The sequence below is a fragment of the Kosakonia quasisacchari genome, assembly GCF_004331415.1.
Taxonomy (GTDB): Bacteria; Pseudomonadota; Gammaproteobacteria; order Enterobacterales; family Enterobacteriaceae; genus Kosakonia; species Kosakonia quasisacchari.
The window spans coordinates 180,738-196,032 of record NZ_SJOP01000010.1; the positions used below are offsets into that span (position 1 = coordinate 180,738).

Sequence of the window (15,295 nt, forward strand, 5' to 3'; positions counted from 1 at the left end):
TTTGAAAACCGGACATAGTGTAGTGCGGGGGCAGGGCGGGGTAAATAACAGGTTAATTAACAAATATTACCTGTAAATCGTGGAGTTTGGGCATGAAAAAAGGGTGCCGTAGCACCCTTTAGAATGGCGGTTTGGATCACCAGACGTAGGTCAACAGATTATGGGAATCCGGCACCATAAAATCGACCGACATCATCACGCTGAGCGAGGTGATAGCGACAATGGAGAAGACGAACAGTTTGCGCGCCCACACCTTGTCATCCTCAACTTTATATCCACGCAGCGCCATGCCTAACCACCAGAGGCTTACCGCGGCGGCAACCACCAGGTATTTGTAACCGGCGTAGCCGCCAAGCGACAGCATTAAAGTGGCGATAGCGAACGCCAGGATATAGAGCGTGATATGGTTTTTCGCCACGGAAATGCCTTTCACCACCGGCAGCACCGGGATGTTCGCAGCCTGATAATCCTTAAAACGGAAAATCGCGATGGCATACGAGTGAGGCATCTGCCACAGGCTGAAAATCGCCAGCAGAATTGCCGCGCCGCTGTCGAACTCGTTGGTGACGGCGCAGTAGCCAATCACCGGCGGCGCAGCGCCGGAGAGTGAGCCAATCAGCGTACCGTAAACGGAGTGGCGTTTCATATACAGGCTGTAGACGCCCACATACACAACAAACCCCATTACCCCGAGCCAGCAGGCCAGCGGGTTGGCGCCAAACCACAGCAGCATGAAGCCAGCAATACCCAACAAGGCGGCGTAAACCAGCGACACTTTTGGCGAGATCAGCCCTCTGACCAGCACCCTGTTTTTCGTCCGTTCCATCTTTTTATCGATGTCACGGTCGATGTAGTTGTTAAATACACAACCAGAGGCGACCACCAGCGACACACCAATCAGCGTGTAGATGAACAGGGGATAATCGATGTGGCCTTTAGAGGCCAGCAGGAATCCCCCGATCACGGAGATCAAGTTGCCAAAAATAATGCCCGGTTTCGTGACTTGCAGGTATTGCTTAAACATACTTCGCCGCTCTTATCGAACCATCATGTTGTAGTTGAGGTTCCACATAATCCAGATGGAACCTACCACCACGATCGCGATGATCAGCACAGTAAAGACGAAGGCCGTCAGGTTCCAGCCCTCATCAGATTTGGTGTTCATATGCAGGAAGCACACCAGATGCACCAGAATCTGTACCACCGCTGTCACCAGCACAGTGCCAAGAATCGCAACGTGGGACGCAGTACCGCTCATCACCATCCAGAACGGGATCACCGTCAGGATGATCGACAGGATAAAACCTGTCATGTAGGTTTTTACGCTACCGTGGGAAGCGCCATGATCGGTTGAATGACTCATTACATCGCCCCCATCAGATAAACGACTGAGAATACACAAATCCATACCACGTCCAGGAAGTGCCAGAACAGGCTAAGGCACAAGATACGTGTACGGTTTGTACTGGTCAGGCCGCGGCGGGAAATCTGGAACATCAGCACTGCCATCCAGATCAGACCCGAGGTCACGTGCAGACCGTGGGTGCCAACCAGCGCAAAGAACGCTGACAGGAAGCCACTGCGATCCGGCCCCATACCTTCAACGATCAGGTGATGGAATTCATAGAGTTCCATCCCGATGAAGCCTGCGCCGAACAGCCAGGTCAACGCCAGCCAGGAAACGACCTGGCTTTTGTTGTTCTTATACATGGCGATCGCCGCCATGCCATAGGTGATGGAGCTGAACAGCAGCAGGGCGGTTTCCACCAGAACGAACGGCAGTTCAAAGATGTCTTTACCCGACGGGCCACCCGCCGTGTTATTCACTAACACGGCATAGGTCGCGAACAGGATCGAGAACAGAATGCAGTCGCTCATCAGGTAGATCCAGAAACCGAAGACTTTCGTCGGTCCTGAATCATGGTGCCCATGTTCGTGCGCGTGGGCGTTCGCAGTCGTCAGAGTATCAGTTGCCATTTTTCAGCCCTGCCTTTTTGATCTCATCGAAATGCTGATTTTCCAGTTTTTCGACTTCTGCAACCGGTACGTAGTAATCCACGTCCTCGTCAAAGCTCTTCACAATCCAGCTAATTACGATGCCGGCGAAACCGACGATCGCCATCCACCAGATGTGCCAGATCATGGCAAAGCCAAACACCGTTGCGAAAGCGGCAATAACAATGCCCGCACCGCTGTTTTTCGGCATATGAATTTCTTCATAATGCTCAGGCTGCTTGTACGCTTCGCCTTTTTCTTTCATTTCCCAGAATGCATCACGTTCATGAACGTGTGGCACTAAAGCGAAGTTGTAGAACGGCGGCGGAGAAGAGGTTGCCCACTCCAGCGTACGGCCACCCCACGGGTCACCGGTCAGATCACGATTGAGGTGACGGTCGCGGATAGAGACGTAGTACTGAATCAGCTGGCACAGAATACCGCAAGCAATCAGCGCAGCGCCGCAAGCGGCAACCACCAGCATGGTGTGGAACTGCGGATCGATCTGCTGGCTCAGACGACGGGTCATACCCATAAAGCCCAGCACATACAGCGGCATAAATGCCACGAAGAAGCCGATAATCCAGAACCAGAAGGCGCGTTTACCCCAAGTTTCATTCAGGGTGAAACCAAACGCTTTCGGCCACCAGTAAGTGATACCAGCAAAGCAACCAAATACCACACCGCCGATGATGACGTTATGGAAGTGAGCAATCAGGAACAGACTGTTGTGCAGCACAAAGTCAGCGCCCGGTACCGCCAGCAGTACGCCGGTCATACCGCCCACAGAGAAGGTCACGATAAAGCCGATGGTCCACATCATTGCTGAATGGAACACGATACGGCCCTGGTACATGGTGAACAGCCAGTTGAAGATCTTCACCCCGGTTGGGATGGCGATAATCATGGTGGCGATACCGAAGAAGGCGTTAACGTTCGCGCCTGCACCCATGGTGAAGAAGTGGTGCAACCAAACGATAAACGACAGCACGGTAATACACACAGTCGCCCAAACCAGCGAGGTGTAACCGAACAGGCGTTTACGCGAGAAGGTCGCGGCGACTTCCGAGAACACACCGAACACCGGCAGAACCAGGATGTACACTTCCGGATGGCCCCAGGCCCAGATCAAGTTGATGTACATCATCATGTTGCCGCCCATTTCGTTGGTGAAGAAATGGGTACCCAGATAGCGGTCCAGGGTCAGCAACGCGACGGTGACAGTCAGGATCGGGAACGACGCGATAATCAGCACGTTGGCGCACAGTGATGCCCAGGTAAATACTGGCATCTTGAACATGGTCATGCCCGGCGCACGCATCTTCAGAATGGTCACGAAGAAGTTGATACCGGTCAGCGTCGTACCGATACCGGAGAGCTGAAGTGCCCAGATCCAGTAATCGACACCTACGCCAGGGCTGTACTCGATTCCCGATAGCGGCGGATAAGCCAGCCAGCCAGTCTGCGCGAATTCACCCACGCCGAGAGACAGGTTAACCAGGATCACACCGACAACCGTGAACCAGAAGCTCAGGTTGTTCAGGAACGGGAACGCCACATCACGAGCGCCGATCTGCAGTGGGATTACCACGTTCATCAGACCGATAACCAGCGGCATCGCTACGAAGAAGATCATGATCACGCCGTGGGCAGTGAAGATCTGGTCGTAGTGGTGCGGAGGCAGGAAGCCTGCTTCACCCGCCGAGGCGAGTGCTTGCTGGCTACGCATCATAATGGCGTCAGCAAAGCCACGAATCAGCATCACGATACCGACGATGCAGTACATGATGCCGAGTTTTTTGTGGTCAACCGAAGTCAGCCACTCTTTCCACAAGTAGTTCCACTTACCGAAGTAAGTAATCAGGGCCAGTAATGCCAGGCCACCGATGATAATCGCAGCCACCGTAACCACAATAATGGGTTCATGGTAGGGGACTGCATCCAGTGTCAATTTTCCGAACATCGTTTCTTCCTCGACCCCTTAGTGAGAGGTTTCCGCGTGGCTCATGTCCATGCCTTCCATACCTTTGTGCTCGCTATGCTCGCCCTTCGGTTGGTTCATGTCCATGCTCATGCCGTGGCCCATAAATTTGTTGATAACGTCTTTAAACAAATCGGGTTTCACGCTGGAGAAGTATTCAACCTTGTTGTATTCGCTTGGCGCAGCAAGTTTGTCATACGCGGCCATATCCGGCAGGGTATTCGAAGCTTGTTTCGCTTTTGCGACCCACTGGTCGAATGCGGCACGGTCCGGCGTAGCAATTGCTTTAAACTTCATACCCGAGAAGCCCGGGCCGCTGTAGCTTGCGGAGATACCATCGTAGGTGCCAGCTTCGTTGGCGATCAGATGCAAGTTGGTCTGCATACCGGCCATCGCATAAATCTGGCTACCCAGTTTCGGGATAAAGAACGAGTTCATCACGGAGTTGGAGGTGACTTTGAACTGAACCGGAACGTTAGCCGGGAAGGCGATTTCGTTCACGGTAGCAATGCCTTGCTCCGGATAGATGAAGAACCATTTCCAGTCCATAGAAACAACTTCAATGGTGATCGGTTGTTCGTCATGGGCTAATGGTTTGCTTGGTTCAAGCGCGTGGGTGGTTTTCCATGTCAATACGGCAAGGAACAGGATGATCAGAATTGGCACCGTCCAGACCACAGCTTCCACTTTATTGGAGTGTGACCAGTTAGGGCTATACTTCGCATCTTTATTGCTCGCACGATACTTCCAGGCGAAACCAACGGCCATCAAGATGGCGGGAATAACGACAATCAACATCAGGCCAAAAGCCGTCAGTATCAGCGAACGTTGCTCCAGTCCAATCTGTCCTTTGGGGTCAAGAAGTGCAGAATCGCAGCCACTGAGTAAAACAGTACCAGCGATTAATGACAACCATCCCAAACTTTTATTGTATTTCCTGAGTCTCATTTAACGACCTCAATTCCACGGGATCTGGTGGCGCTTAAAGTGTGCGGGCATTTTACGGAAAGGTTACGTTACTGTAAACATGATTGGCTCTGTGTCAGTAAGGTGTTACTGGCTTTTGCCGTTTATGTCACATCGAATGCAACAAACTGTAAAAAAAGCGATTCGCACTGCCAGAGAGTGAGATTATAACGGAAAAACTACATGACAATCAGTCTTGGGGGTAAATTGGTATAACCAATCAGTTAAATATACATTTATTTAACAAATATCCAGCAAATATTGAACATTATTGGAACGAACTTGAAACCCAACAATTAATAACCGTGCTGAATCGTTAAAGAGTAGCCTTTAATTTATAAGGCACAAAACAATTAAGATTTTTTATTTGTTCAGTTTGAATTAGGTGATTTGCTAAAAAGATGTGGTGTTTATTTATTGAGCATAATAATAACTGAGGTGAATTGTTTTGGGCCGTTTTTATTTTTTGATTCTCTGATTTTAATAGGGAAATAGCCAGTAAATATATTCTCCAGAGATTTTTTTGTCTCTTTACTTTTTTTTAACGTTTTGAGGCTTTCGAAGACAAAAACAAGCACCCGCAGGCGCTTGTTTATCACGTCATAGTAACTCTGTTTTACGTAGCGCCAGGAGATCCAACACACCGCCAAACACAATGCCGATAATCGCTAACAGCGCGCCCCATTCCAGAAGCGTTGTGCCGAAAGACCAGTCGGCAAATCCTGTAGCGTTAATCATTAGCACCAGCAACCAGCACCCTACCAGTACGCAACCGGCGCTCAGTATGCGCAGTGCCAGCCGGTACGCCGCAGCGTATTCCGTTCTGCAGAGAAAACGTTCACTCTGTTGCGTAAATGCCAGCGTTTTTTTGCACAATACCAGCAATACCAGACCGGGAAGCGCGGCCACAATCGAAAAGAGATAGAACGTCGACCAACTGTAACTTTCAACAAACCAGCCAGCCAGCGGGCCGACATAGACGCGTCCAACTGCCGACAGTGCCGAGAGCAAAGCAAACTGCGTTGCGGAGAAGGATTTGTTGCAGAGCGTCATTAATAGCGCAACAAACGCCGCAGTCCCCATGCCGCCACACAGGTTTTCTAAAAAGACGGCTGAACCCATCGTAAAAATGCTTTTCGCCGTAATCGATAGCAGCCAGTAACCGGCATTGGAAATGGCCTGTAGTACGCCAAAAATGAACAGCGCACGGAACAGGGATAACCGTTGCATCAGTACGCCACCAAATAACGCGCCGATAATCGTGGCGATAAGCCCCAGGGTTTTGTTCACTACGCCGACTTCTCCGGCGTCAAAACCAACGCCGCGGATGAGAAATGTTGTTGTCAGGCTCATGGCGAACGCATCGCCCAGTTTGTACAGCACTATTAATAGAAGGATAAGCCAGGCGTTGTTGCGCCCGAAGAAATCACGCAGCGGCTCGACAACGGCGCGTTCCAGCGTTTTCGGCACCGGAATCACATCCTCTGGCTCCGGTGCGAGCAGGGTAGCGATAATGCACGGGACCAGTAGCACGGCCATTAACCCGTACATCCCTTGCCAGCCGAGCCAGCGATCCGCCAGCCATAATGCCAGTCCCCCGGAAACCAACATTCCAAGCCGATAGCCCAGCACGCTTATTGCCGCACCTGCGCCGCGCTCTTCAAGCGGCAACACATCCGTTTTCCATGCGTCGAAGACAATATCCTGAGACGCAGAGCAGAAGGCGATAAGCACAGCCAGCGCCGCCATCCAGCGTAAATGGTTGGCTGGATCGAGGAAACCCATTGCGGCAATCGACACCAGCAACAGAATTTGCGTAAGGAGCAGCCAGCCGCGACGACGCCCGAGTAAAGGCGGTGTGTAGCGATCCATCACTGGTGACCACAGAAATTTAAAGACGTAAGCCTGGCCGACCAGAGAAAAGAAACCGATAGTTTTTAAATCGATGTTTTCAACGGTCATCCATGCCTGGAGTGTGCCGCTGGTCAGGGCAAGAGGCAAACCGGAAGCGAAACCCAGAATCAGCAGGATGGCTGATTTCGGCTGGGTGAATATGCGTAAGTAGTGACTGGACATGAGTTAAAAACTGGCCCGGAAAACCGGGCCAGAAAAAATTAACGGGCGTTTTGCTTGATAAAGTCGTGAATGCTGGTGTCCTGAGACATGTCAGCAATGGTATCAGTCAACACGCTGTTAACCGCACCGGCAATCTTGTCGTTGCTGGCCTGGAACGCGCCTTCGACGTTATAGCTTGCACGGTAGTTTTTGGTCATCTTGTTGCCATTCGCGGCAGTCGCGATGATCGCGATATCCGCTTTGGTCGCGATGTTGTAGCGGACGTTGCCCTGAGAGACATCGGCATACAGCTGGTTAACAATAATCTGCAGGTTTACCGCACCGTTCGGCCCAATCATGTAACCGCGCGCGGTCATCTGTTTTTCCAGCACTTCTTGCAGCAGGAAACGCAAGTCGCGTGATGCTGTCAGTGTGACAAGCTGGTTATCGCGCGTTACTTTGGCCAGCGCTTGATCCGGGCGCTGATCGGCACCGTTGATACTCACGGTGACACCCATCAAGCTAGGATCCTGCTGCGGCAGAGTAATTTTTGGGGTGACATCAAGCGTTGTCGGCGGGGTTGCGCACCCGGCCAGCATAAATAAAGCGACCAACGGAAAGAGTAGTTTTTTAAACATGTTCAGGCTCTCAAGGATCTAAGCTTCTGGGGGAAAATTCTCGCCATCATAACATTGCCGCTGTTAAGAGGAAGTCCTCAATGCATGGAAATTCATCGTCTTGTGCTTTTTTGTCGTCAAAAACCTTTTTATGGGTGATGCCACGCAAAAAAAGCGGCTTTCAGTAGAGTTCATCCCCTTGCGCAGGAAAATAGGACGAACGCTAATTTTTTGTTGTTTTATTGTTATAGAGACGGTAAAAGCGGCTAACATTTAAAGAGATGGCTGGCATCTCAGCGTTGTCGGAGGTGTAATATCATGATGATGCGTGAACAAATAGAAGCAAAGTTGAAGGCGGCGTTTGAGCCCCTCATTCTCGAGGTTGTTGACGAGAGTTATCGTCACAATGTCCCCGCAGGTTCTGAAAGTCACTTCAAAGTTGTACTGGTAAGCGACCGCTTTACTGGAGAGCGTTTTCTTAACCGTCATCGCATGATTTACGGCACGTTGGCAGATGAACTGTCTTCGACGATTCATGCACTGGCTTTGCATACTTACACACTTAAGGAGTGGGAAGGTTTGCAGGATACCCTGTTGACCTCGCCAGCCTGTCGCGGTGCCGGAAGCATCGCGTAGAAAACCTGGTTGCAACTGCCCAAACTTTTCCAGTATGTTGCATGCAGATTATGTAAAAACGGCCTACGGGCCGTTTTGTTTTGTCTGAATTTTGAGCGAGAAACGCCCTTTTTTGAGCGAAATTGCTTCAGAAGTGTGAAAAATGACGCACCATTGCGACATTCCCGTTCTCGACTCATATCTGTGATGCCGCTATAATGCTGCGTCTTATTTTTCGGAATGTCTTCGGGATGATTCTGACGACAGGGAATGTATATCTGATTTGAGAGAACATCCCGGTTCTGCAAGCGAAACGGTTTGCTTCGCAGAGTAGAGTTGACCGAGCACTGTGATTTTTTGAGGTAACAAGATGCAAGTTTCAGTTGAAACCACTCAGGGCCTTGGGCGCCGTGTAACGATTACAATCGCTGCTGACAGCATCGAGACCGCTGTGAAGAGCGAGCTGGTCAACGTAGCGAAGAAAGTGCGTATTGACGGCTTCCGTAAGGGTAAAGTACCGATGACCGTTGTTGCTCAGCGTTATGGCGCTTCTGTTCGCCAGGACGTACTGGGCGATCTGATGAGCCGCAACTTTATCGATGCGATCATTCAGGAAAAAATCAACCCAGCTGGCGCACCGAACTATGTTCCGGGCGAATACAAACTGGGCGAAGACTTCACCTACTCTGTAGAGTTCGAAGTGTATCCGGAAGTTGAGCTGAAAGCGCTGGATACCATCGAAGTTGAAAAACCGGTTGTTGAAGTGACCGATGCTGACGTGGACACCATGCTGGAAACTCTGCGTAAGCAGCAGGCGACCTGGAAAGACAAAGATGGTGCTGTTGACGCTGAAGATCGCGTGACCGTTGATTTCGCCGGTTCCGTTGATGGCGAAGAATTCGAAGGCGGTAAAGCCACTGATTTCGTACTGGCAATGGGTCAGGGTCGTATGATCCCGGGCTTTGAAGACGGTATTAAAGGCCACAAAGCGGGCGAAGAGTTCACCATCGACGTGACCTTCCCGGAAGAGTACCACGCAGAAAACCTGAAAGGTAAAGCGGCGAAATTCGTCATTAACCTGAAAAAAGTTGAAGAGCGTGAGCTGCCGGAACTGACCGAAGAGTTCATCAAACGCTTTGGCGTTGAAGATGGCTCCGTTGCGGGTCTGCGCGCTGAAGTACGCAAAAACATGGATCGCGAGCTGAAAGGCGCGGTGCGTAACCGTGTTAAATCTCAGGCGATTGAAGGCCTGGTGAAAGCGAACGAAATTGACGTTCCGGCTGCACTGATCGACAGCGAAATCGACGTTCTGCGCCGTCAGGCTGCACAGCGTTTCGGTGGCAACGAGAAACAAGCTCTGGAGCTGCCGCGCGAGTTGTTCGAAGAGCAGGCTAAACGCCGTGTTGTTGTTGGCCTGCTGCTGGGCGAAGTCATTCGTACCCACGAGCTGAAAGCTGACGAAGAGCGCGTTAAAGGCCTGATCGAAGAGATGGCATCTGCGTATGAAGATCCGAAAGAAGTGATCGAATTCTACAGCAAAAACAAAGAGCTGATGGAAAACATGCGTAATGTCGCGCTGGAAGAACAAGCGGTTGAAGCGGTTCTGGAAAAAGCGAAAGTGACTGAGAAAGCCACTTCCTTTAACGAACTGATGAACCAACAGGCTTAATCGACTTCTGCGATAGCTAAAAGTAATAAGCCCGTCACCTGCTTGCTGGTGACGGGCTTTTTTTATCGCATCAGGACTATCAGATCTGTGCTAAAAGGGCGTTTCAGTGTTAGCGTAACAGCAAAAGATTGTTATGCTTGAAATCAGGTAATGTCATCCCCACTAAGGGAATAGCGACAGTAAAGACTCTGGCTGATAATCCGTCCGTGAGGCGTCGTAGTCAGACCCCACTCACTCAAGTACAATCAGTACAGCAGGTTTGTTAATTTTTTATCCAGGAGACGGAAATGTCATACAGCGGCGAACGAGACAACTTTGCACCCCATATGGCTCTGGTGCCAATGGTTATTGAACAGACCTCACGCGGTGAGCGCTCTTTCGATATCTACTCCCGTCTTCTCAAGGAACGCGTAATTTTTCTGACTGGTCAGGTTGAAGACCACATGGCGAACCTGATTGTGGCGCAAATGCTGTTTTTGGAAGCGGAAAACCCGGAAAAAGACATTTACCTGTACATTAACTCGCCTGGCGGGGTAATTACCGCAGGGATGTCAATTTATGACACCATGCAATTTATTAAGCCGGACGTCAGCACGATTTGTATGGGCCAGGCTGCGTCAATGGGCGCATTCCTGCTGACGGCGGGTGCAAAGGGCAAGCGTTTCTGCCTGCCAAATTCACGTGTGATGATTCACCAGCCGCTGGGCGGCTATCAGGGCCAGGCGACGGATATTGAAATCCACGCGCGTGAGATTCTGAAAGTGAAAGGGCGCATGAATGAACTTATGGCGCATCATACGGGTCAATCTTTAGAACAAATTGAACGCGATACTGAACGTGACCGCTTCCTTGCTGCGCAAGAGGCGGTTGAATACGGGCTGGTTGATTCAATTTTAACCCATCGTAACTAAGCTCAGGCTCCAGGTGCCGCTATACTATTGGGTACAAGCGGCACACGCTTGAGTAACGTTTTGCGCCTGGAATGGCATATGCGTCGTCATGTGCGGCACAAAGAACAGATAAGAGGTTTTGACTCATGACAGATAAACGCAAAGATGGTTCGGGCAAACTGTTGTACTGCTCTTTTTGCGGCAAAAGCCAGCATGAAGTGCGTAAGCTGATCGCCGGGCCATCCGTGTATATCTGCGACGAATGTGTGGATCTGTGTAACGACATTATTCGCGAAGAGATTAAAGAAGTTGCGCCGCATCGCGAGCGTAGCGCGCTGCCGACTCCGCATGAAATTCGCCACCATCTTGATGATTATGTAATCGGTCAGGAGCAGGCGAAAAAAGTGCTGGCAGTCGCGGTATATAACCACTACAAACGTCTGCGTAATGGCGACACCAGCAACGGCGTTGAACTGGGTAAAAGTAACATCCTGCTTATCGGGCCGACTGGTTCTGGTAAAACGTTGCTGGCAGAAACGCTGGCGCGTCTGTTGGATGTCCCGTTCACTATGGCCGATGCCACGACGTTGACCGAAGCAGGTTACGTGGGTGAAGACGTAGAAAACATCATCCAGAAACTGCTGCAGAAGTGTGACTACGACGTGCAGAAAGCGCAGCGCGGGATTGTCTACATTGACGAAATTGACAAGATTTCGCGTAAGTCTGATAACCCGTCGATTACCCGTGACGTTTCCGGTGAAGGTGTACAGCAGGCGCTGCTGAAGCTGATCGAAGGCACCGTGGCTGCTGTTCCGCCGCAGGGCGGACGTAAGCACCCGCAGCAGGAGTTTTTACAGGTCGATACCTCTAAGATCCTGTTTATCTGTGGTGGTGCATTCGCAGGGCTAGATAAGGTGATTTCTCACCGTGTTGAAACAGGCTCCGGCATTGGTTTTGGCGCAACAGTGAAAGGAAAAGCTGAAAAAGCCAATGAAGGCGAACTGCTGGCGCAGGTTGAACCGGAAGATTTGATCAAATTCGGTCTGATTCCTGAATTCATCGGGCGTCTGCCGGTAGTGGCAACGTTGAGCGAGTTGAGCGAAGAAGCGCTGATTCAGATTCTGAAAGAGCCTAAAAACGCACTGACTAAGCAGTATCAGGCGCTGTTTAACCTGGAAGGCGTGGATCTCGAATTCCGTGACGAAGCGCTTGACGCTATTGCTAAGAAAGCAATGGTGCGTAAAACCGGTGCGCGTGGTCTGCGTTCTATCGTTGAAGCTGCTTTGCTGGACACCATGTATGATCTGCCGTCACTCGAAGATGTTGAGAAAGTGGTAATTGATGAGTCGGTAATCGCGGAGCAAACCAAACCTTTGCTGATTTATGGCAAGCCGGAAGCCCAGCAGGCGTCTGGCGAATAATTAACCAAATCTTACAATCAGTTAATCGAAAAGGGGGGATTTTATCTCCCCTTTTATTTTTCCGTAAACACAGCGTTGAATGTGTGGGAAACATCCCCATATACTGCTTTACATGTTAATGGTGCGTGTTGCACAGTCACGTCACCTGATTACCTGGCGGACTTTAAACTAAGAGAGAGCTCTATGAATCCTGAGCGTTCTGAACGCATTGAAATCCCCGTATTGCCGTTGCGCGATGTGGTGGTTTATCCGCACATGGTCATTCCGTTATTTGTGGGACGGGAAAAATCTATCCGTTGTCTGGAAGCGGCCATGGACCATGATAAAAAAATCATGCTGGTTGCACAGAAGGAAGCCTCAACGGATGAGCCGGGTGTAAACGATCTTTTCACCGTCGGGACCGTGGCGTCTATTTTGCAAATGTTGAAACTGCCCGATGGCACGGTAAAAGTGCTGGTCGAGGGGCTTCAGCGCGCGCGCATTACCACGCTTGCCGACGATGGTGAGCACTTCTCAGCGAAAGCAGAATACCTTGACTCGCCGGCTATCGATGAGCGCGAGCAGGAAGTGCTGGTGCGCACGGCGATCAGCCAGTTTGAAGGCTATATCAAGCTCAACAAAAAAATCCCGCCAGAAGTGCTGACGTCGCTCAATAGCATCGACGATCCTGCGCGTCTGGCTGACACCATCGCTGCGCACATGCCGCTGAAACTGGCGGATAAGCAGTCTGTGCTTGAGATGTCCGACGTCAACGAACGTCTGGAATATCTGATGGCGATGATGGAGTCTGAAATCGATCTGCTGCAGGTTGAAAAACGCATCCGCAATCGCGTGAAAAAGCAGATGGAGAAATCCCAGCGCGAGTACTATCTGAATGAACAGATGAAAGCCATTCAGAAAGAGCTGGGCGAAATGGATGACGCGCCGGACGAAAACGAAGCGCTGAAGCGTAAAATCGACGCCTCGAAAATGCCGAAAGAGGCGAAAGAGAAAGCCGAATCTGAACTGCAAAAGCTGAAAATGATGTCGCCGATGTCTGCGGAAGCAACCGTGGTGCGCGGCTATATCGAATGGATGGTGCAGGTACCGTGGAACGCGCGTAGCAAGGTCAAAAAAGATCTGCGCCAGGCGCAGGAAATCCTTGATACCGACCACTACGGCCTCGAGCGTGTCAAAGACCGTATCCTTGAGTATCTTGCGGTTCAAAGCCGTATGAACAAACTGAAAGGCCCGATTCTGTGCCTGGTGGGACCGCCAGGGGTAGGTAAAACCTCTTTGGGCCAGTCCATTGCGAAGGCGACCGGGCGCAAATACATTCGTATGGCGCTGGGTGGTGTGCGCGATGAAGCGGAAATCCGCGGTCACCGCCGTACTTACATCGGTTCTATGCCGGGCAAACTGATTCAGAAGATGGCGAAAGTGGGCGTTAAAAACCCGCTGTTCCTGCTCGATGAGATCGACAAAATGTCGTCCGATATGCGCGGCGATCCTGCGTCAGCACTGCTGGAGGTCCTGGATCCGGAACAGAACGTGGCATTTAGCGATCACTATCTGGAAGTGGATTACGACCTCAGCGACGTCATGTTCGTCGCCACATCCAACTCCATGAATATTCCAGCGCCGCTGCTGGATCGTATGGAAGTGATCCGTCTTTCTGGTTACACCGAAGACGAAAAACTGAACATTGCCAAGCGTCATCTGCTGACCAAACAAATTGAACGTAATGCACTGAAACCTACCGAGTTAACGGTTGATGACAGTGCTATTGTCGGCATCATCCGTTACTACACGCGTGAAGCGGGTGTGCGTGGTCTGGAGCGTGAAATTTCGAAACTGTGCCGGAAAGCGGTGAAACAGTTGCTGCTGGATCCGTCTCTGAAGCATATCGAGATCAACGGTGAAAACCTGCATGACTACCTTGGTGTACAGCGCTTTGATTATGGCCGTGCGGACGATGAAAACCGTGTGGGTCAGGTCACCGGGCTGGCATGGACGGAAGTGGGCGGTGACTTGCTGACCATTGAAACCGCCTGTGTACCAGGCAAAGGCAAGCTGACTTACACCGGTTCTCTGGGGGAAGTGATGCAGGAGTCTATCCAGGCGGCGCTGACGGTTGTGCGTGCCCGTGCGGAAAAACTCGGTATCAACGGCGATTTCTATGAGAAACGCGATATTCACGTTCACGTACCGGAAGGCGCCACGCCGAAAGATGGCCCGAGCGCTGGTATTGCGATGTGCACCGCGCTGGTTTCTTGTCTGACCGGTAATCCGGTTCGTGCAGATGTGGCGATGACAGGGGAAATTACCCTGCGCGGCCAGGTTCTGCCGATTGGCGGTCTGAAGGAAAAACTGCTGGCGGCACATCGTGGGGGCATTAAGACTGTTCTGATTCCTTACGAAAACAAACGCGATCTGGAAGAGATTCCGGACAATGTTGTAGCCGATCTGGATATCCATCCGGTTAAGCGTATCGAAGAAGTTCTTGGCCTTGCGCTGCAAAATGAACCCTTTGGTATGCAGGTTGTAACGGCAAAATAGTGACCTTGCGCAAAGTGCGTTGATAAAAACAAGGCTGGTGAGTGATTTCGGACTTGCCAGCCTTTTTTTGTATAGCTAATTTAGATTGCTGGTTGGGTGTGTCATCATCAACTGGTGTTGTAAGGGCATGACAGGCCTGATATAACTGCTGCGCGGTCGCGCTGTGAAGGATTCAGGTGCGATATAAATTATAAAGAGAGGAAGAGTAGAGTGAATAAATCTCAACTGGTAGACAAGATTGCCGCAGATGCTGACATCTCTAAAGCTGCGGCTGGACGTGTGTTAGATGCTTTTATTGCTGCCGTTACTGATTCTTTGAAATCCGGGGACGACGTAGCGCTGGTAGGTTTTGGCTCTTTTGTAGTTAAAGAGCGTGCTGCCCGTACAGGCCGCAACCCTCAGACCGGCAAAGAAATCACCATTGCTGCGGCTAAAGTTCCTGGTTTCCGCGCAGGCAAAGCACTGAAAGACGCAGTAAACTGATCGCCTTCCCTTTGAAGGGATAGCGGCAAACTACAAGGGCGCATCGCGAGATGTGCCTTTTTTGT

The 15,295-nt window shown here is 50.9% G+C and carries 13 protein-coding genes; 6 read left to right on the forward strand and 7 right to left on the reverse strand.

Features of this window, described 5'->3' with window-relative positions; genetic code table 11:
• Positions 1 to 136 precede the first annotated feature (136 nt).
• From cyoE to E0L21_RS13025, 7 genes are all read right to left on the reverse strand, one after another.
• The gene (cyoE, locus tag E0L21_RS12995; protein WP_017458875.1) at positions 137 to 1,024 is read right to left on the reverse strand and encodes a heme o synthase; all 888 of its coding nucleotides are present in this window, start codon (positions 1,022 to 1,024) and stop codon (positions 137 to 139) included.
• A 12-nt stretch (positions 1,025 to 1,036) separates the two neighbouring features.
• On the reverse strand, positions 1,037 to 1,363 hold the full coding sequence (locus tag E0L21_RS13000) for a cytochrome o ubiquinol oxidase subunit IV (RefSeq protein ID WP_131410093.1): 327 nt from the start codon (positions 1,361 to 1,363) through the stop codon (positions 1,037 to 1,039).
• Positions 1,363 to 1,977, reverse strand: a complete 615-nt coding sequence (locus tag E0L21_RS13005; protein WP_017458877.1) for a cytochrome o ubiquinol oxidase subunit III — start codon at positions 1,975 to 1,977, stop codon at positions 1,363 to 1,365. The genes E0L21_RS13000 and E0L21_RS13005 overlap by 1 nt, the downstream gene beginning before the upstream one ends.
• Positions 1,967 to 3,958, reverse strand: a complete 1,992-nt coding sequence (gene cyoB, locus E0L21_RS13010) for a cytochrome o ubiquinol oxidase subunit I (protein ID WP_131410095.1) — start codon at positions 3,956 to 3,958, stop codon at positions 1,967 to 1,969. Before cyoB ends, E0L21_RS13005 begins: the two co-directional genes overlap by 11 nt.
• A gap of 18 nt (positions 3,959 to 3,976) precedes the next feature.
• On the reverse strand, positions 3,977 to 4,924 hold the full coding sequence (cyoA, locus tag E0L21_RS13015; protein WP_131410097.1) for a cytochrome o ubiquinol oxidase subunit II: 948 nt from the start codon (positions 4,922 to 4,924) through the stop codon (positions 3,977 to 3,979).
• A 618-nt stretch (positions 4,925 to 5,542) separates the two neighbouring features.
• Positions 5,543 to 7,018 (reverse strand): muropeptide MFS transporter AmpG, encoded by a 1,476-nt coding sequence (ampG, locus tag E0L21_RS13020; protein ID WP_131410099.1) that lies wholly within the window; start codon positions 7,016 to 7,018, stop codon positions 5,543 to 5,545.
• Positions 7,019 to 7,056: 38 nt separating this feature from the next.
• Entirely contained in the window at positions 7,057 to 7,635 is a 579-nt protein-coding gene (locus tag E0L21_RS13025) for a lipoprotein (RefSeq protein ID WP_131410101.1), read from the reverse strand.
• A gap of 297 nt (positions 7,636 to 7,932) precedes the next feature.
• Between E0L21_RS13025 and bolA the strand changes: the two genes are divergently transcribed.
• The 6 genes from bolA (at position 7,933) to hupB (ending at position 15,230) form a co-directional block, all read left to right on the forward strand.
• Positions 7,933 to 8,250: a transcriptional regulator BolA gene (gene bolA, locus E0L21_RS13030; protein WP_131410103.1), complete on the forward strand. Its 318-nt coding sequence runs from the start codon at positions 7,933 to 7,935 to the stop codon at positions 8,248 to 8,250.
• Between the two features lie 349 nt (positions 8,251 to 8,599).
• Complete coding sequence (gene tig, locus E0L21_RS13035; RefSeq protein ID WP_131410105.1) at positions 8,600 to 9,898, forward strand: trigger factor; 1,299 nt, start codon at positions 8,600 to 8,602, stop codon at positions 9,896 to 9,898.
• A gap of 287 nt (positions 9,899 to 10,185) precedes the next feature.
• Complete coding sequence (clpP, locus tag E0L21_RS13040) at positions 10,186 to 10,809, forward strand: ATP-dependent Clp endopeptidase proteolytic subunit ClpP (protein WP_017458886.1); 624 nt, start codon at positions 10,186 to 10,188, stop codon at positions 10,807 to 10,809.
• A gap of 125 nt (positions 10,810 to 10,934) precedes the next feature.
• Positions 10,935 to 12,209 carry an ATP-dependent protease ATP-binding subunit ClpX gene (clpX, locus tag E0L21_RS13045; RefSeq protein ID WP_131410107.1) on the forward strand — a complete coding sequence of 425 codons (1,275 nt, stop codon included), beginning with the start codon at positions 10,935 to 10,937 and terminating at the stop codon, positions 12,207 to 12,209.
• A gap of 183 nt (positions 12,210 to 12,392) precedes the next feature.
• A complete protein-coding gene (lon, locus tag E0L21_RS13050; protein WP_131410109.1) occupies positions 12,393 to 14,747 on the forward strand; it encodes an endopeptidase La in 2,355 nt (784 codons plus the stop codon).
• A gap of 210 nt (positions 14,748 to 14,957) precedes the next feature.
• A complete protein-coding gene (gene hupB / locus E0L21_RS13055; protein WP_017458889.1) occupies positions 14,958 to 15,230 on the forward strand; it encodes a nucleoid-associated protein HU-beta in 273 nt (90 codons plus the stop codon).
• Positions 15,231 to 15,295 lie beyond the last annotated feature (65 nt).